Source organism: Amycolatopsis camponoti (assembly GCF_902497555.1).
GTDB lineage: Bacteria > Actinomycetota > Actinomycetes > Mycobacteriales > Pseudonocardiaceae > Amycolatopsis > Amycolatopsis camponoti.
Genome location: NZ_CABVGP010000001.1, coordinates 3,093,816 through 3,110,516 on the forward strand (window position 1 = coordinate 3,093,816; position 16,701 = coordinate 3,110,516).

Annotated in this window: 15 protein-coding genes and 1 pseudogene; 7 read left to right on the forward strand and 9 right to left on the reverse strand. The window is 73.3% G+C overall.

Annotation, left to right across the window (positions count from 1 at the left end):
* Position 1: 1 nt before the first annotated feature.
* Positions 2 to 919 (forward strand): trypsin-like serine peptidase, encoded by a 918-nt coding sequence (locus AA23TX_RS14695; protein ID WP_230862490.1) that lies wholly within the window; start codon positions 2 to 4, stop codon positions 917 to 919.
* Here the strand turns inward: AA23TX_RS14695 and AA23TX_RS14700 are convergent.
* Together AA23TX_RS14700 and AA23TX_RS14705 are read right to left on the reverse strand one after the other, a co-directional pair.
* Entirely contained in the window at positions 873 to 2,927 is a 2,055-nt protein-coding gene (locus AA23TX_RS14700; RefSeq protein ID WP_230862491.1) for a HelD family protein, read from the reverse strand. The two genes, AA23TX_RS14695 and AA23TX_RS14700, sit on opposite strands and share 47 nt — an antisense overlap.
* A gap of 100 nt (positions 2,928 to 3,027) precedes the next feature.
* Positions 3,028 to 3,987 (reverse strand): LysR family transcriptional regulator, encoded by a 960-nt coding sequence (locus AA23TX_RS14705; RefSeq protein WP_155543082.1) that lies wholly within the window; start codon positions 3,985 to 3,987, stop codon positions 3,028 to 3,030.
* Between the two features lie 142 nt (positions 3,988 to 4,129).
* On the opposite strand from AA23TX_RS14705, the gene AA23TX_RS14710 reads away from it, so the two are divergent.
* The 3 genes from AA23TX_RS14710 to AA23TX_RS14720 are packed head-to-tail and all read left to right on the forward strand — an operon-like array spanning position 4,130 to position 6,109.
* Positions 4,130 to 4,930 carry an alpha/beta hydrolase gene (locus AA23TX_RS14710; protein WP_155543083.1) on the forward strand — a complete coding sequence of 267 codons (801 nt, stop codon included), beginning with the start codon at positions 4,130 to 4,132 and terminating at the stop codon, positions 4,928 to 4,930.
* Between the two features lie 4 nt (positions 4,931 to 4,934).
* Entirely contained in the window at positions 4,935 to 5,729 is a 795-nt protein-coding gene (locus tag AA23TX_RS14715; RefSeq protein WP_155543084.1) for an SDR family NAD(P)-dependent oxidoreductase, read from the forward strand.
* A gap of 26 nt (positions 5,730 to 5,755) precedes the next feature.
* Positions 5,756 to 6,109: a DUF3253 domain-containing protein gene (locus tag AA23TX_RS14720; protein ID WP_155543085.1), complete on the forward strand. Its 354-nt coding sequence runs from the start codon at positions 5,756 to 5,758 to the stop codon at positions 6,107 to 6,109.
* A gap of 301 nt (positions 6,110 to 6,410) precedes the next feature.
* On the opposite strand, the gene rox is transcribed toward AA23TX_RS14720, so the two are convergent.
* A complete protein-coding gene (gene rox / locus AA23TX_RS14725) occupies positions 6,411 to 7,838 on the reverse strand; it encodes a rifampin monooxygenase (RefSeq protein WP_155543086.1) in 1,428 nt (475 codons plus the stop codon).
* Between the two features lie 143 nt (positions 7,839 to 7,981).
* Between rox and AA23TX_RS14730 the strand changes: the two genes are divergently transcribed.
* Both AA23TX_RS14730 and AA23TX_RS14735 read left to right on the forward strand, forming a co-directional pair.
* On the forward strand, positions 7,982 to 8,323 hold the full coding sequence (locus AA23TX_RS14730) for a VOC family protein (RefSeq protein ID WP_155543087.1): 342 nt from the start codon (positions 7,982 to 7,984) through the stop codon (positions 8,321 to 8,323).
* A gap of 62 nt (positions 8,324 to 8,385) precedes the next feature.
* Complete coding sequence (locus AA23TX_RS14735; protein ID WP_155543088.1) at positions 8,386 to 8,556, forward strand: hypothetical protein; 171 nt, start codon at positions 8,386 to 8,388, stop codon at positions 8,554 to 8,556.
* A 25-nt stretch (positions 8,557 to 8,581) separates the two neighbouring features.
* Here the strand turns inward: AA23TX_RS14735 and AA23TX_RS14740 are convergent, their stop codons facing one another.
* Positions 8,582 to 9,133 (reverse strand): winged helix-turn-helix domain-containing protein, encoded by a 552-nt coding sequence (locus tag AA23TX_RS14740; RefSeq protein ID WP_230862492.1) that lies wholly within the window; start codon positions 9,131 to 9,133, stop codon positions 8,582 to 8,584.
* A gap of 25 nt (positions 9,134 to 9,158) precedes the next feature.
* Here AA23TX_RS14740 and AA23TX_RS50135 point away from each other — a divergent pair.
* A pseudogene (locus AA23TX_RS50135) lies at positions 9,159 to 9,293 on the forward strand (DUF5134 domain-containing protein); the annotation flags it as partial.
* Between the two features lie 54 nt (positions 9,294 to 9,347).
* On the opposite strand, the gene AA23TX_RS14750 reads toward AA23TX_RS50135, so the two are convergent.
* From AA23TX_RS14750 to AA23TX_RS14770, 5 genes are all read right to left on the reverse strand, one after another.
* The gene (locus AA23TX_RS14750) at positions 9,348 to 10,058 is read right to left on the reverse strand and encodes a zf-HC2 domain-containing protein (RefSeq protein ID WP_230862493.1); all 711 of its coding nucleotides are present in this window, start codon (positions 10,056 to 10,058) and stop codon (positions 9,348 to 9,350) included.
* A gap of 119 nt (positions 10,059 to 10,177) precedes the next feature.
* Positions 10,178 to 10,591, reverse strand: a complete 414-nt coding sequence (locus tag AA23TX_RS14755) for an STAS domain-containing protein (RefSeq protein WP_230862494.1) — start codon at positions 10,589 to 10,591, stop codon at positions 10,178 to 10,180.
* Between the two features lie 159 nt (positions 10,592 to 10,750).
* Positions 10,751 to 11,500: an ATP-binding protein gene (locus AA23TX_RS14760; RefSeq protein ID WP_155543091.1), complete on the reverse strand. Its 750-nt coding sequence runs from the start codon at positions 11,498 to 11,500 to the stop codon at positions 10,751 to 10,753.
* Positions 11,501 to 11,665: 165 nt separating this feature from the next.
* Positions 11,666 to 11,836: a hypothetical protein gene (locus AA23TX_RS14765; RefSeq protein ID WP_155543092.1), complete on the reverse strand. Its 171-nt coding sequence runs from the start codon at positions 11,834 to 11,836 to the stop codon at positions 11,666 to 11,668.
* A gap of 64 nt (positions 11,837 to 11,900) precedes the next feature.
* A complete protein-coding gene (locus tag AA23TX_RS14770; RefSeq protein WP_155543093.1) occupies positions 11,901 to 16,595 on the reverse strand; it encodes a DUF6531 domain-containing protein in 4,695 nt (1,564 codons plus the stop codon).
* Positions 16,596 to 16,701: the final 106 nt, after the last annotated feature.

Genomic DNA, 16,701 nt, shown 5'->3' on the forward strand with positions numbered 1-16,701 from the left:
CATGATCACCGCGAAACGGCACACCCCGGCCCGGATCTTCGCCTCGTTCGCCGTGGCCGCCTCCGCGCTGGTGCTCGTGTCCGCTCCGGCGAGCGCGGCCGACGACCGGGTGGTGACCCGGGTGAGCGCGGCCGGCCGCGCCGCCGCGCTGGCCCACTGGACGCCGGAGCGGATGCGCCAGTGGGTGGGCGACGACTCCCTGCCCCCGGCCGAGAAGATCGGGCAGGAATGGCCCGGGCCGGTACCGGCGGGCGTCGGCCGGCTGTTCTTCACCGCCGAACCCGGCGTCGACGAGTCCTGCACCGCGACCGTGGTCCCCAGCGCCACTCACGACGTCGCGCTCACCGCCGGGCACTGCGTCAACGGCGGGCTGGACCGCTTCGACAACCCGATCCGGATCGTCAACGTCGTGTTCGTGCCGGGCTACGACCACGGGAAGGCGCCGCACGGGGTGTTCCCGGTCCGGGCCTTCGCCTGGCCGAGCACCTATTCCGGCCCCACGAGCGGCACGGACGACGACGCGGTGATCGCCCTCGACCCGGTCGACGGCCGGCATGTCGCCGACGTCGCGGGCACCCAGGACGTCTCGTTCGACCGGCCACCGTCCCCTGTGGACACCGCCGTGCTCGGCTACCCGGTCTCCCAAGCGGCGGGCGGTGAGGCGTTGTTCTCCTGCGTCCGGCCCGCCACCCTCGAGGCCAACTCGGTCACCACGACGTGGAACACGGACTGCGACCTCGCCGGCGGCTCCAGCGGCGGCCCGTGGCTGCGCGGCTTCGATCCCGCCACCGGCCGCGGGACGATCTTCAGCGTCACGAGCCGGGGCACGATGACCGAGGACGGCGTGACGACGGACCTGAGCGGGGCCGCGTTCACCGATCCCGTGCGGGCGCTGTACGAGCTCGCGTGGGAACTCTGAGCAGCTCGGCCGGGGCCGGGCCGGGGTGCACGATCCCGAGGTGGCGGGTGGCCCTGGTCATCGCGACGTAGAGGTCGTGGTGGCCGAGTGGTGCCGCGAGGATCGCGGCCGGGTCCGCGATGAGGACCGCGTCGAACTCCAGGCCCTTCGCCTGCTCGGGGGTGAGGACGACGACCCGGGCGGTCAGGTCCGGGTGCGGCGTCGGTGAAAGGGCCTCGCTCAGGGGCCCCGGGGTGATGATCGCCAGCCGGCCGGTGGTGTGCGCCGCGGCCAGGTCGGCGACGACCCCGGGCAGGCGGGCGCGCGTGGTGCCGACGCGCCAGGGCGGCTCGCCGGTCGACCGGACCGACCGGGGTGGGGTCGTGCCGGGGTGCAGGTCGGCGGTGGCGGCCATGATCTCGGCGGGCGTGCGGTAGTTGACGCTGAGCCGCTCGTGGTGCCAGCGGTCTCGCACGTGCGGCCGCAGCACGTCGTCCCACGAGGTGGCGCCGGCCGGGTTCCCGGTCTGAGCGAGGTCCCCGACGACGGTCATCGACCGGGTCGGGCACCGGCGCACCAGCATCCGCCAGTCCATTTCGGACAGTTCCTGGGCCTCGTCGACGACCACGTGCCCGAAGACCGCGGGGGCGGGGCCGTGGCCGAGCAGGGCGGCGGCTTCGTCCAGCAGCGGGACGTCGGCGGCGCTCCAGCCGCCGGCCGGCTCGCCGAGGAGGTCCGCCACCACCTGCTCCGGCGTCAGCGGCGGCCACAGCGCGTCGAGGGCCGCCTGGACGGCCGGGTCGGCGAGCAGCGACTGCTTCAGCCCGGCCCGGGCCGTCTCGTCCAGCATGGACCGGGGCCCGTCGTCGCTGTCGTCGCCGAGCACGACCCCCGCCGCGGCCAGCGCGCGCAGGTCGGCCTCGCCGAGCCGGCCGTCCGGGCTGCCGCCGTCGATCGCCTCGCCGGTCTCGGTGAGCACGACCGCCTCCAGGTCCTCGACCAGCTCGCGCACGAGTACGTCGACGACCTGGCGCTGGAAGACGAGCCGGGCCTGGTTGTGCGGGAGCCGGGTCCGCCGGGCCTCGGCCGCGGCGCGGGCGCAGGTGGCCGGGTCGAGTCGGAGCGTCTGCTGGTCGAACTCGATGCCGACGGGGTCGTCCGGGGTCCGCACCCGCGCCCGCACCGCTTCGGCCAGCCGGCCGGCCATGACCGCCCGGCCCTTGTCCGCCGCGGTCCCGGGCGGGTCCACCCGGGAGACTTCGACGCCCGGCCGGAGATCGGCGAGGGTGGCCGTGACGACGCTGTGCTCGCCGAGGCCGGGCAGGACCTGGCCGATGTAGTCGAGGAAAACCTGGCTGGGTCCCACGACCAGGACACCCCGGGTGCGCAGGTGCGGACGGGTGTAGAGCAGGTAGGCGACCCGGTGCAGGGCGACGGCGGTCTTGCCCGTGCCGGGACCGCCCTCGACGACCAGCACGCCGCTCGCCTCGTGCCGGATGATCCGGTCCTGTTCGGCGCGCAGGGTGGTGACGACGTCGTGCATCCGGCCGGTGCGCTCCGCGGTCACCGCCGCCAGCAGCGCGGCGTCCCCGACCAGGGCCTCATCGCCGGCCTCGCCCGCGGCCAGCAGTTCGTCGTCCAGCGCGACGACCGTGCGGCCGCGGGTGGTGATGCGCCGCCGTCGCCGCACCCCGTGGGGCGCGGCCGCGGTCGCCGTGTAGAACGGCCGGGCCGCCGGGACGCGCCAGTCCACCAGCAACGGCTCGTCGTCGTCTTCGCGGAACAGCCCGAGCCTGCCGACGTACACGCGCCGGCCGTCGTCGAGGTCCAGCCGGCCGAAGCACAGCCCCTGCTCCACCGAGTCCAGCCGGGCCGCTTCCGCCCGCCAGACGGCCTCGGCTTCCCGGTCTCCGTCGGCCTGCCGGGCCGCCGAGCGCGCGGCCGCGGTCTCGCGCAGGGCGTCCACGCGGGCGTAGAGGCTTCGTACGTATTCGCGTTCGGTTTCGAGCTCACGGTCTCCGCCGGTCACAGCCGTTCTCCCCAAGCTCGGCGATCGGTGCCGTCGAGGGTGCCCGGGGAAATCGCCGAAGAACAGTCTTGTTCTTCCGCGGCGGCAGGACGCGCGATACCTAGGCGGTCGTGAGATCCTCGGGCGGGACCCACAGCGGTGCGGCGTCCGCGCGTTCGGGGTGGAGCCAGCCGCGCTGCTCGGCGGTTTCCCGTGCGATCCGCAGGTACGCCCGGACCGACTCCGGTTGGTCGCCCTCCCGCCACGCCAGCGACCACGGGTAGACCGGCTGCAGCTCGCGGGGCCGGTGGACCGGCACGCCGCGGTCGGCGTAACGGCGGGCGTAGCTGTCGAATTCGAGGACGTACGCGCTGTCGCGCGCCCGGCTGATGGCGGCGTGGCAGCTGTCGAACGTGCCCGGGTTGCCCAGCCAGTGCAGGGCGACGCCGGTGTGCTGTTCCCACGAGCTCAGGTACCGGCCGTGCACGTTGTACAACGCCGTGCCGGGAGCGTCCGCGAAGACCTCGAGGGGCCGCTCGTGCACCGACGCCGCCGGTCGGCTCGGGTCGCCCGGCCTGCCGACCAGCCAGAACGGCTCGAGCCGGAGCAGGGCGTGCCGCCACCCGGCGGGGTATTCGGCCTTGAGACCGGAGGTGACGCGCAGGACCGCGATGTCGAGGTGGTCCTCGAGCAGCGCGGTGAGCTGGCGGGCGCTGTCCATCTGGCTCTGGACGAGCCGCACCCCGGGGTGGGCGGTGAGGAAGGCGTCGGCGACGACCCGGCTGGTGTCCAGCTCGAAGATGTGGGCGATCCGCAGGTGGCCCGGCGTGGGTTCGCGCAGCATCTGGTCGGCGGTGGCCAGCAGCTGCCGGGCGAGCTGCAGGAACCGCTCGCCGCGCGGGGTCAGCGCGACGTGGCGGCTGTCGCGCGCCAGCAGGGGCGCGCCGACTTCGGCTTCGAGCCTGCGGATCTGCTTGGACAGCGTCGGCTGGCTGATGAAGAGCTCGGTGGCGGCCCGCCCGAAGTGCAGTTCGTCGGCGACGGTGACGAAGTACCGCACCAGCCTGAGGTCGAGGTCCATGCGGGCCTTCCGGCGCGAAGGGGAGTGAGGCAGTGCGCCAACGATGCCACCGCGGCTATCGATTCGTACACAACAGGTCTTGGACGGCGGGGCCGCGGGTCGTGTTGGCTTCGGGGAAAGCTCGCACCAACTGGAGGATCCGATGGCCGACCCGGGCACCCCTGTCGTGTTCATCCACGGGCTGTGGCTGCACGCCACCTCGTGGACCCCCTGGATCGACCACTTCCGGGCGGCGGGGTACGCGCCGATCGCCCCGGGCTGGCCGCACGAGCCCGAAACCGTCGAACAGGCCCGGGCGAACCCGGACGCCGTCGCCGACATCTCGATCGACGACGCCACCGGCCACTACGCGTCGATCATCGAGGGCCTCGAACGGCCCCCGGTGATCATCGGCCACTCCTTCGGCGGCTTGATCACCGAGAAGCTGCTGGGCCAGGGCATCGGCCTCGCCGGTGTTGCCATCGACCCCGCGCAGATCAAGGGCGTCCTGCCCCTGCCGCTGGCGCAGCTGCGGGCCGGCCTGCCGGCGCTGGGCAACCCCGCCAACCTGCACCGGGCCGTTTCGCTGACCGAGAAGGAGTTCCGGTTCGGCTTCGGGAACGCGCTGACCGACGAGGAGTCCTCGGAGCTCTACCGGCGCTGGACCATCCCGTCGCCGGCCCGGCCGCTGTTCCAGGCCGCGGCCGCCAACTTCGTGATGCACTCCCAGGCCAAGGTCGACACGCACCGCGAGGACCGCGGCCCGCTCCTGCTGATCTCCGGCACCGCGGACCACACCGTCCCGGACGTCGTCACCCGTTCGACGCTCAAGCAGTACCGGGACTCCACCGCCGTCACCGAGCTGAAGCAGTTCGAGGGCCGGGGCCACTCGCTCACCGTCGACAGCGGCTGGCGCGAGGTCGCCGACTCCGTGCTCGGCTGGCTGCGCGAGCACGGGATCTAGGCGCGTGGACCTCGGATTGGGCGGCGCGGTCGCCGTCGTCACCGGCGCCAGCCGGGGGATCGGCCTGGCCGTCGCCCAGACCCTCGCCGCCGAGGGGGCCCACGTCGTGGCCGGCGCCCGCGAGCCCGGGCCGGACCTGGACGCCCTCGCCCAGGCGGGGAAGGCGCACACCCTGGCCGTGGACCTCGGCACCGCCGAGGGGCCGGGCCGGCTCGCGGAGCTGGCGCTGACCGAGTTCGGGCGGATCGACGTCCTGGTCAACAACGTCGGTGCCGTCACGCCGAGGCCGAACGGCTTCCTGCTGGTCACCGACGACGAGTGGAGCCGTTCGCTGACCTTGAACCTCCTCAGCGCGATCCGCGCCACGCGAGCCGTGCTGCCGGCGATGGTGACCGCCGGTCGCGGGAGCATCGTCACGATCGCGTCGATCAACGCGAGCCTGCCCGACCCGGGCGTCATCGACTACAGCGCGGCGAAGGCCGCTTTGATCAACTTCACCAAGTCGGTGTCGAAGGAGTTCGGCCCGCACGGCATCCGCGCCAACGCGATCAACCCGGGCCCGGTCGCGACGCGGTTGTGGCTCGGCAGCGGCGGCGTCGCCGAAACCATCGCCGCCACCACCGGCGCGAACCCCGAGTCGGTCGCCGAGGAAGCCGCCGCCCACGCGGTGACCGGCCGCTTCACCCAGCCCGCCGAGGTCGCGAACCTCGCGGCCTTCCTGGCCAGCGACCGGGTGGCCGGCAACATCACCGGCGCCGCCTTCGCGATCGACGGCGGCTACTCCACCGAAACGCACTGACGGCCGAGCCGTGCGACCCTGACGGCATGACCGATCGGTCCGCGCCGCGGCGCGAACTGGAGCGCATCCGCGACGGCGGCGGCCCGGGCGCGGACCAGGGCCGCGTCGCGCTGACGGCCGGCACCGCCGAGGACCGGCTGCGCGCGGCCATCCTCGCGTTGGCCACCGGGCGAGGTGTGAACAGCAGCACGTGCCCGTCGGACGCGGCGAGGGCGGTGTCCGCAGAGTGGCGGCCGTTGCTGCCGCAGGCCCGGGAACTGGCGCGCTCGCTCGCCCGGACCGGCCGGGTGGAGCTGACCCAGCGAGGTCACACCCTCGACCCGGACGGTGAGTGGCGGGGTCCGATCAGGATCCGGCTGCCTCGGTCCGCATCGGAGTGAGGTCGCCCGGGACGAGATCGACGCGGCGCGCCTGGCTCGGGCTGCCCCGGCGGCCAGTCGCCGCGCGAAACCCGCGCGGCGCATCGGCCTGGACGGCCGGGGCTTGCGGTGGTGGTGAGTCCGGCTCGGGGCGGGTGCCGCGCGATGCCCGCGTCGAGGCTGCGCGTGTCGACTGGGTCGGCTGGGGTTCGCGGCGGCGCGCCTGGCTCGGACGGCCTCCGCGACCAGTAGCCGCGCGGACGCGGCGCCCGTCGACCTGGTCGGTTGGGTCTCCGGCGGCGAGCCCCAGCTCGGGGCGGCCTCAGCGGATAGGCTCGCCGAACCAGCGGGCCAGGTGGTCGTCCAAGTCCCGCTGGTGCTCGCCGGCCCAGGCGATGTAGCCGTCGGGGCGGACCAGGATCGCCGGGACCTCCAACGCGGCGGCGGGATCCGCGATCAGGTCGACCCGGTCCGGCCAACCCTCGACGGTCAGTCCTCCGGTGCGGTCGAGCAGCAGGCCGCGGCCCCGGCGCAGCCGCTCGTAGAGGCGGCCCTGGCCCAGCTCGATGTCGCGCACCCGGCGGCCGAGCAGGTCGGGGCCGGTGCCGAAGTCGTAGCGGACGCCGAGCGCGGTGATCTTCTCGATCAGGTACCGGTTCACCTCGTCGAAGCCCATCAGCTCGGTGAACAGCCGGCGCACGGCCCGCGGTCCCGGTTCGGCGGAGCTCAGCTCGACCTGGGCGCGGGTGTTGACCAGGACGTCCTCGGCGACCGGGTGGCGTTCGGCGTGGTAGGTGTCCAGCAAGGGTTCCGGCGCCCAGCCGCGGACCCGGCCGGCCAGCTTCCAGCCGAGGTTGACCGCGTCCTGCACACCCAGGTTCAGGCCCTGGCCGCCGGCGGGCGGGTGGATGTGCGCCGCGTCGCCGGCCAGCAGGACCCGCCCGACCCGGAACCGCTCGGCCAGCCGGGTCGCGTCGCCGAAGCGGGACAGCCAGCGCGGGGAATGCGCGCCGAAGTCCGTGCCGGTGAGGGCACGCAGCTGCACTTTGAAGTCTTCGAGGGTGGGCGGTTCCGCGCGGTCTTCGGCCGCTCCCGCGACCGGGACCACGGCGCGATAGACCCCTTCGCCGAAGGGCACGAGGCTGAACGCCCGGGCGGTCTCGCGGATTTCGGCCACCTTGGCGGCGATCTCCTCCGGCGGCGCCGTCAGTTCCAGCTCACCCATCAGCGTGTCGTTCCGCGAAGGCTCGCCGGGGAAGCCGACGCCGAGCAGCTTGCGCACCGTGCTGCGCGCGCCGTCGCAGCCGACGAGGTACCGCGATCGCAGCCGCTCGCCGTCGGCCAGCTCGACGGTCACCCCCTCGTCGTCCTGCTCGAACCCGGCCACCGCGCGCCCGCGCCGGATTTTCGCGCCCAGCCCGGCGGCGTGGTCCGCGAGCAGCCGATCGACGACCGGCTGCGGGATGCCCAGCAGGTAGGCGTACGCGGAATCCAGGTCCGCCGGCGCGGGGGAGGGGATGGCGGCGAAGATTCCGCCGACCGGGCGCTGCCTCCCGCGTTCGAGCAAGCGGTCGAGCAGTCCGCGCATCGCCATGAGCTCGAGGCTGCGGACGTGCAGGCTGACAATGCGGACGAACGACGCGGGCTCGGTCTCCTGCTCCAGGACGAGCACCCGGACGTCGTGCAGCCGCAGCTCGGCGGCCAGCATCGCGCCGGTCGGCCCGCACCCGGCAATGATCACATCGAACATCAACCACCCATTCGCCCGACTGTCGCCGTGCGTCCCCGTCGTCAGGCGGGCGGCGGCCGCCAGTCTGCGGGACCCCGGGAGGCGTCGCAAGCGATATATGCTGAGGGCGGAGGGGACCGGCCGGGCAGAACGGAAACCCAGCTATGCCAGCGATCCACCACGTGGCGGTCGTCGTCGACGACCTCGAGCGGGCCGTCGGCTTCTACACGCGCGTGCTGGGCTTCCGGCTCTCGGCCGACCGCCCCGGCACCCTCGGGCCCGGCGCCTGGCTGGACGTCGGCGACCAGCAGCTCCACCTCATCGAAGGAGCGCCGGGACCGGCGCGGGGGCAGCACTTCGCGGTGCTGGTGGCCGACCTCGACGCGGAGGTCCGCCGGCTGCGCGCCGACGGCTTCGAGGTGAGCGATCCGAAGCCCGTCGGCACCGCGCGCCAGTCGTTCCTCGCCGACCCCGCGGGGAACGCGATCGAGCTGCACGAGAAGTAGCTTTCGCGGCGGGCCGTGGTCCCGCGGCACCGAGAATGTCCTGACGGCGGAAGGGGTGCACGATGAAGTGGATGGTCCACGCTCTCGCCCGGGCTTTCACCGGATTCGGGTGGGTGCCGGCGCCGCCGTTCGGACCTGGCGTGTCCGTGCCGGTCCCGCGCCCGGTGACCGACGTTCCGAGCGTGCCGTTGTCGCCGCGGGAACGGGAAGAGTTCCGGCGGATCGTCGGCTGAGAAGTCCACAAAGGACTGACGTGGTTCAGGTCAGCGCGACCGGCGCCGTGCCTTCGAAGCGGTAGCCGATCCCGCGGACGGTCGTGATCGGGTCCAGGTGCGGCGCCAGCTTGGCCCGGAGCTTGCGCACGTGGACGTCGACGGTCCGGTCGTTGCCGTCCTGCCGCGGCCACAGCGCGGTCTTCAGCGCGGTGCGGGTGAAGACGCGGTCGGGGTGCGCGCGGAGGAACCGCAGCAGGTCGAACTCCAGCCGCGTCAGCTCGAGGTGCCTACCCAGCAGGATCGCCCGCCGGGAGCCGGTTTCGATGTGCAGGACGGGGTCCGGCACGAGCCGCAGGTGTGACGCCGCGGGGCGCCGGGCCGGGGTGACGTCGACGCTCGCCAGTCCGTCGAGCGCGGCCGCCAGCCGGGTGGCGACGAGGGCGGCGTCGCGGGCCGGGCCCGTGAGGTCGATCCGGATGGTCACGTCGAGCACCCCGGGGCGTTCCGGCTGGATCGTCATGGCGCGATTGTCGGTGCCGCGCGCGAAGAAGCGAAGCGCGCCCGCCGGCTGGAACGGCTTGACTCGCCGGGGCATGGTCGCGATGGTGTGGCCGGCCACGATGAGCTTCGCCCGGCTGCCGCAGCTGCTGCTGTTCGGGTGCGCCGCGGCGTGGTTCGCGGTGGCGACCGCCCGTGGCGGCGCGCACGACGGCCGGTGGCACCCGGCCTACCACGCGGTGATGACGGCCGCGATGGCGCGGATGGTGTTCGTCATGCCCGGGCGATGGTGTGAGCGAGGCGGCCGCCCGTCAAGCCGCGCGGTGCCGGCTGGCCGGCCTGCGCGGGAACCGGCCGCGCACCGGCGCGAGCGGCGCCGGGGCGTCGTGCTCCGGAAGCCGCACCTCGTCGTCCGTTCCGAGCGCGTCGGCGTTCAACGGTGCGGGCGCGGGCCGGCGCCGCTGCTCGCGGTGGACCACGAACATCAGCACCAGTCCCACGACCAGCAGGCTGTGGGTCAGCAGGCGCCCGGCGCCGACCTGGCCGTCGGACACGTCGATCACCGACGCCACCCCCAGTACCAGCGCGAAGCCGGCCACCAGCGGCAGCTGCGCCCCGGCGGTCCGGGGCCGCAACGCCGCCCACAGCAGCCCGATGCCCAGCGCGAGGTTCCACGCCGCGCTCTCGTTGCTCAGGTGGATCGCGCCGGCGTGCGTGTCTCCCGGCACCAGGAACTCGGCGAACCCGAGCCCGGACTGGACGAGCCCGACGAGCCCCAGCGCGACCCGCGCCGCCCACTTCTCCCGGGACGGCAGTGGCGCCCGCTCGAGGATCGCGGCCGTGAGGTCGGGCACCGCGGGTGCCTGGCGCAGCATCGAGCGCCGCAGTCGCCGGGCCTGGTCCTGCCAGGCCTGGCACGCCCCACAGCCCCGCAGGTGGCGTTCCACTTCGGCTTCGGGCAACGGGCCGGTCTCGCCGTCCATCGCGGCCGAAAGCGATTCCCGGAAAAGTGCGCAGTCCACGAGTAGATAGTCGCTCATGTGCCCGGCCCGGTTCCAGCGGATCAGACGACGGCGCCGCGCCGGGGATACCCGCGTCTCCCTGACCGGCCCGGGTGGCACTTTTCGCCATTCAGTGCGCGTCAGCCGGCGTTCCAGACGGCTTCCGCGCGGTTCACGAAGTCGGCGCGGCTGCCCGCGGCGATCGCCCCGACCCGGGTGCGGTAGCAGTCCAGCACCGCGTCGAACCCGGTCGCGCGCAGGAAGTCCCGTACGACGGGACGTTCGCCGGTCACCACGCGCAGCCGGTCGGCGCCGGTGCTGTCGTGGGCGGCGCGCACCTGCCGGACCCCGGCGACGGAGAGGAACCTCAGCTCGGAGAGGTCCAGGATCAGGACCTCCGGCCGGGGTTCGGCGGCCAGGACCCGCGCGGTCGCCTGCGCGAGCTTGGGGGTCGTGCCCGCGTCGAGCTCACCGGAGAGAGCGAGGACGACGACCCCGGGCGCACTGTGCGTCCGGACCACCAGAAGGCGTTCCGGCTGGAAGGAATCGGCCACGGCCACCACGCTCCGCTCAGCCTTCTGACGGCTCCGGCGCGGAGCCGTTCCGAAGTCGGCTACCCCGCGGCGCGGCCGGTCAACCCCCAGGCCGGCCCCCGCACGGCCGGAGCACACTGTTCTGGCTCGCCGGCGTATGGCTCGCCGTGCTGACCCGGCTCAGTCGGGCTCGCCGGTGTGCCGCTCGCTGGTGAGCAGCGCCCAGACGACCTTGCCACCGGACCACCGGGGGCTGCAGCCCCAGGCCTCCGCCGACCGCGCCACGATGTGCAGGCCCAGCCCGGCGGCGCCCGGCCAGGGACGGGGGAGCAGCACGGCCGGGCGGGGATCGTCGTCGAGGACTGCGATCGTCAGGCGGCCGCGGCGCAGGTCCAGGCGCAGGGTGGCGGTGGAGGTGGTGTGCTGGACCGCGTTGGTCGCGAGCTCGCCGGCGACGAGGATGCCGTCGTAGACGAACTGGGGTACTTCCCACCGCGCGCAAGCCTCGCGCACGGCCGCCCGCGCCACGGCCGACGCTTCGAGCCCGCGGGGGAGGACCAGCTCGGTCCGCTGCCGGGACGGCTTGCACAGCGCGCGCTCCGCACTGCCGACGTCTTCGCCGATCGCGACCTGGCGGTGGATCCCGTGCTCCCGTAGCGCGCCGGTCCGGCTCGCGGCGCCGGCCAGCGCGAACGGGATCCCCGGCCACGTCCCGAGCCGCCGGGCGACCAGCCCGAACACCCCGACCGGCGCGACGGCGTCGAGATCGAGACCGTCGACCCCGGCGATCACGGCTTCCGGCTCGTCCGCCGCGATCTCCAGCAACCCGTCGCGCAGGCGCCGGTAGCTGCCCAGGTGCAGCCCGCCGGTCACGGTGACCAGCGTGTAGAGCGGCTCCGCCGCCACCTCGAGGTCGAGCGTGCCCAGCATCGTCTCTCCTCAGGCGAGCCTCGGTTGCCGTCTCGGCTAGGTCCACGCTAGGTCCACGGCGCCGAATCCGGTAGGTCGCTCACTCCTGGCTCATCTCAAAGTGACAAAAGCACGTCCCTTCTGTCCCTTTCCGTGCTCCCCCGACCGGGGTGCGGCGGCGGGCGGTCAGCTGTCTTCGAGGCGCGCGCTGATGGTGGTAAACGTGCTGAGCGTGCCGAAGCCGTCGTTCCGGGCGTGGTGGCCGGTCAGCGCCTGGGCGCGGACGGCACCCCGGGGTGCGGCCTGGCCGAGCACCGGTGGGCCGATCGGGTCTTCCGGAAGACTGTTCTGGTCCATGGTTTCCTCTCCGGCGGGCAGTGCGGACGCCCCTCTCACGCCCCGGCCCCCGGATCGGTTGAGTTCAGCGCGTGGCCCGGTCCCAGATCACCACCGGCGGCGCGTCCGGGTAGTCCGTGTCGTGGGCGATGACCTTGCCGACCTTCGGGTTCTGCCGCAGGATCGGGAACTCGTCCATGTCGAAGACGTTGTTGGGACGCCGTGAGCCCAGCTCGTCGCCCTGGTGGGGCCAGCCGCTCGACTTGCCCGGCGTGTTCGGCAACGCGATGTGGACGTCGCCCTCCGCGTTGTGCGCCAGTGCCTTCGACGCGTCCTTCCAGACCTTCTCGCCGTTCGGGTGGTTGTCGGCGAACTTGGGCATCTCGACGCCGTTGTCCTTCAGGATGCCTTCGAGGGTGTTGCCGCCGTTCTTCTTCGCCATGTCGATGGCCGGGTTCTCGATCGAGCCGTGGTACTGCGACTCCGTGATGTTCTTGCCGGTGGCCGGGTCGTAGAGGTGCGAGTTCGGCTTCGACGGGTCGGCGTTCTTGCCCCACACGGGGGTGCTGGAAAACTCCGAGTCCTTGATGTGGCCGCCCGACCAGAACCACGACTTGTCCTTGCCCGGCGCCATCATCTCGTCCCACTTCTTCGAGAACTTGGCGTACTGCTCGTCGGTCATGTTGTGGGGCCGGATCTTGCCGTCCGGGTCGCGGAACTCGCCGAAGCCGTCCGGCTTCTTGGCCCCCGGCGGGAGCTTCGCCGCGTCGCCGCCGCCCGCCGGGTTGTCCGGCGCCTTCGGGCCGCCCGTCTTGCCGCACGGGCTCTGCACCAGGCCGAGCGGGTCGCTCCGCAGGTGCGGCTGCTCGACGTAGCCCGCCGGGTCGGGCGCCGCGGCCAGGCCGAGCGGGTCCTGGCTCAGGTACCGCCCCGTCCGCGGGTCGTAGTAGCGGTAGACGTTGTAGTGCAACCCGGTCTCGGCGTCGCGGTACTGGCCGGGGAAGGCCAGCGGCATCGGCGCGGTGCCCGTCGTCGACGGCAGCAGTTCGCCCCAGAAGCTCGTGCGCGCCTGCCAGTCGACCGTTCCGCTCGCGCCGAGAAGCTCGGTCGGCGTGCCGGCGGGCGACGTGACCACCGTGTGGAACCGCACTTCGGAACCCCGCTGCTCGACCTGGACGACCGGCCTGCCGTCGTCGGGGTGACGCTCCCACGTGAGCACGCGCGACTTTCCGTCGTCGGTCAGCTCGATCTCCTCGACGAGCTCGGCGCCGCTCCAGACGAACCAGGTTTCGGCCGTCTGGCGCGGCGCGCCGTCGTCGCCGAGTGCCCAGCGCCGCTTGGCGAACCGCCGGCCGAGCGGGTCGTAGAGGTAGGTCCAGAACGACTCGTCCGGGGCGATGACGGCGATCAGCCGGTCCAGCTCGTCCCAGACGAGACGCCATTCCTCCGGCCCGGCGGGAGTGGCACGCACCCGGCTGGTCACCCGGCCCTGCGGGTCGTGGCCGTACCACGTCCCGGCCGGCGGCAGGAGCCGGCCGGCCGCGTCGTAGCCGAAGCGTTCGACGCCTTCGGGCGCGTGCGCCTCCGTGACCCGGCCGGCCTGGTCGAACCCGAACCGGATCGGCAGCGCGTCGTCGAGCGCGGCGAGCCGCCCGTCCGGCGTGTACGTGTAGCCGCGCCGGCCCAGGCCGGCGATCACCTGCTCGGCGAGCCGGTCTTCGGCGTCGAAGACCTGTCGCAGGACCTCCGTGCCGTCGAGCACGCGACGCGTCTCGCGGCCGGCGTCGTCGTACTCGAACGCGATTTCGTGGCCCGCGACGCGAAGCGACGTCGCGAGGTCGCCGTCGTACCGCCACTCACTGTCCAAACCGGACACCGTGGTGCGGTGGACGCCCGCGGTGTCGTAGGTCCAGCGCACGCCGACCCCGTTGAGCGTTTCCTCGCGCACGCGTCCCCGCTCGTCGCGCACGATCTCGAGGACCGAGTCGTTGTCGATCGCGTACTTCAGCTGTCCCAGCGCGTCGTAGGCGTACCCGGTGACCCCGGTGGCGGTGCGGCGCTCGACGACGTTGCCGAGCGGATCGTAGGAGTACTCGGTGACTTCGCCGAGCCCGTTGGTCATCCGGCGCAGCTGCCCGGCCTCGTCGTAGTCGTAGATGAGCCGGCGTCCGTCGAAGTCGGTCTCCTCGACCAGCCGGCCGGCGGGGTCGTAGGTGTAGCTCCAGGTCAGGCTGCGCGGGTCGGTCACCGCGACCAGGCGCAGCTCGGCGTCGTAGCGGTACGCCGTGCGCGCGCCGGTGGCGTCGAACTCCTCGATCGGCAGGCCGAACGGGCCGTACGTGCGCCGGGTCGCCCGTCCGGCGGCGTCGCGGTACTCGACGACGCGTCCTTCGCCGTCGTGGCGCCAGCTTTCCCGCTCGCCGTGGGGGCCGATCCGCCACGAGCGCTGTCCTTCGGCGGTCCAGCCCAGCCGGGCCGCGCCGCCGGACGCGGTGTGCACCAGCCGGGGCCTGCCGAACGGGTCGCGGTCGCCCGGCCGCGCCGCCGCGGTGATCACCGGTTCGTCGCCGAGGGCGTCGGCCGGGCCGTCGACGCGCAGCCGGGTGGAGACGCCGGGGAGAGCGGCGTAGGGATCGGACTCCGCGGTCACGGCGCGGGTGTCGCCGGATCGCAGCTCCACCTCGCCGGTCGCGGTGGGCGTCAGCCGCACCACGGAACCGTCCGGGCGCGTCACCGTCGCCAGGGTGCCGTTTTCGTAGCCGTAGAACGTGATCCGCCCCAGCTCGTCGGACTGCGACAGCAGGTCGTCGTACCGCGTCCACGAGTACCGGCGCGTGTGCCCGAGCGGGTCGGTCCGCTCGACGAGCTGGCCGGCCTCGTTCATCCGGTACGTCCAGGTGTGCCCGAGCGCGTCGGTGTGCCGCGTCGTGCGAGCCTCGGTGTCGTAGGCGAAAGTGCCGTTGAGGTAGCGCTCGGCGCCGACGCTGCGGACGCAGCGGCCCTCGGCGTCGTAGACGTAGCGGTACCAGGTGCCGGCGCGGTCCTGCCAGCCGACGATCCGGTCGTCGACGTCGTAGTCGAGGTTCACCGGGCGCCCGGTGAAGCCGGCGACCTGCGTCAGCTGGCCGAGCCGGTTGTAGCCGTACCGGACGACCGGCGCGCCGCCGGGCACGCCGAGCGCGGTGATCCGGCCCGCGCCCGATTCGATGCCGATCTCGGTGCCGTCGTCCCGGCGCAGCAGCCGCGGGGCGCCGCTCGCGTCGTGCTGGATCGTGGTGCGGGAACCGCCCTGCTCGATCAGCGTCAGCGGCAGCTCCCGGCCGCGCCCGTCCGCGAACACCAGGTCGCGGGGGCCTGCCGACAACCGGTAGCCCCCGGTGGTCCGGCGCAGCGGGTGGCGCGGCCCTTCGAGCGGCAGCACCGGCTGGTCGCCGGCGGGCAGCGGGTAGACGAGGACCATGCCGTCCTCGGCGTAGAACCGGACTTCGTCGCGGCCGAACGCCAGCCTCTGGTCCAAAGTGGACGCCCACGAGCGGCCGAACCACCGGCCCGCGCGGTAGGACGACAAATGCGTGCGGGACAGCACCAGGTCGCCCGCGTCGCCCGGCAGGGTCAGGTCGACCTGGGTGAGCACGACCTCGCCGGAGGCGACGTCCACCGGGTCGGAGACGCAGACCTTCTTGTCGTCCGGCACCGCGCGGTCGCGCGGCCCGTCGCCCTTGGGGTCGCCCTTCGGCTTGCCGCCGCCATCGGGGCCGCCCTTCGGCGTTCCCCCGGGCGGGTCGGCCTTCGGCGGGCCGTCGGCGGGTGGGTCGCTCTTCGGCGGGGGATCGGTCTTGGGCGGCGGGTCGGACTTCGGGGGCGGGTCGCCTTTGGCGCCCGACGCGGTGGTGCTGTCGTCGCCGTTCTTCGGTGGCGGGTCGGTCTTGGGCGGCGGCGCGTCGGGATCGCCTTTGCCCTTGGGGCCGCCGAGGTCCTTGGGGTTGCCCTTGATGTCGATGCTCTTCGGGGGCGGCGCGGCCTTGCCCGGCTTGATGTTCTTCAACGCCTTGGCCGCGTCACCGAAGAGGTCACCGGCCCGCTTGAGCAGCGGGACCAGCGCCTTCAACGCCGTGACCAGCCGCTTGACCAGGTCGGCGATCTTCGACGCGGTCTTCGCGACGGCGCCGATGACCTGCGGGACGACCCAGGTCATGCCGATGCCGAGGGTGAAGATCACCTGCAGCGCCCAGCTGATCAGGTGCCCGATCAGCTCGGCGATGATGTCGCGCACCAGCGCCCGGACCGCGGCGACGACTTCACCGGCGGTCTTCACACCGCTGGAGGCGCCTTCGCAGCCCTTTTGCGCGGTTTCGAGCAGCGTGACGGTGTCTTGGGCGCGCTGGCGGTAGGTGTCGGCGGCGGTGCCGGTCCAGGACGAGATGTCGGTCTTGACCATGCCGGTCAGGTCCTGGCCGATGCTGCCCAGCTCGGTGGCGACGTTCTTCCACGTCTCCGACTGGGCGGCGATCTCGTCGGCGTTGCCGGTCAGGCCGTTGAGGGCTTCCTTGAGCGGGCCGACGTGCTCGATCAGCCAGCCGACCCCGGCGGCGAGGATCGCGCCGAAGGGATCCATCGCCATGGAGAGGGCGTCCAGCGCGGTGCCGACGGCGCCCATCGCGACCGACGCCCAGTCGCCGCTCTCGATGGCCGACTTCAGATCGTTCGCGGACTCCAGCAGCGAAATCCCCGAGTACGCCTTGGTGGAGTCCTTGGTCTCCGCGACCAGCGGGTTGCCCACTTCGCGACCTTTCCGACGCCCCGGCAAACTCTCGTCAAACTTTCAAGGAAGCCTGGCCGAAAAGTAGCAGCGACGGATCGCGCTGGGGGCCGGCTGCCCGAAAATC

Coding starts and splice junctions, on each gene's coding strand:
- AA23TX_RS14695 (WP_230862490.1), top strand. CDS start 2: ATGATCACCGCGAAACGGCACACCCCGGCCCGGATCTTCGCCTCGTTC.
- AA23TX_RS14705 (WP_155543082.1), bottom strand. CDS start 3,987: ATGGACCTCGACCTCAGGCTGGTGCGGTACTTCGTCACCGTCGCCGAC.
- AA23TX_RS14710 (WP_155543083.1), top strand. CDS start 4,130: ATGGCCGACCCGGGCACCCCTGTCGTGTTCATCCACGGGCTGTGGCTG.
- AA23TX_RS14720 (WP_155543085.1), top strand. CDS start 5,756: ATGACCGATCGGTCCGCGCCGCGGCGCGAACTGGAGCGCATCCGCGAC.
- rox (WP_155543086.1), bottom strand. CDS start 7,838: ATGTTCGATGTGATCATTGCCGGGTGCGGGCCGACCGGCGCGATGCTG.
- AA23TX_RS14730 (WP_155543087.1), top strand. CDS start 7,982: ATGCCAGCGATCCACCACGTGGCGGTCGTCGTCGACGACCTCGAGCGG.
- AA23TX_RS14735 (WP_155543088.1), top strand. CDS start 8,386: ATGAAGTGGATGGTCCACGCTCTCGCCCGGGCTTTCACCGGATTCGGG.
- AA23TX_RS14740 (WP_230862492.1), bottom strand. CDS start 9,133: ATGCCCCGGCGAGTCAAGCCGTTCCAGCCGGCGGGCGCGCTTCGCTTC.
- AA23TX_RS14760 (WP_155543091.1), bottom strand. CDS start 11,500: ATGCTGGGCACGCTCGACCTCGAGGTGGCGGCGGAGCCGCTCTACACG.
- AA23TX_RS14765 (WP_155543092.1), bottom strand. CDS start 11,836: ATGGACCAGAACAGTCTTCCGGAAGACCCGATCGGCCCACCGGTGCTC.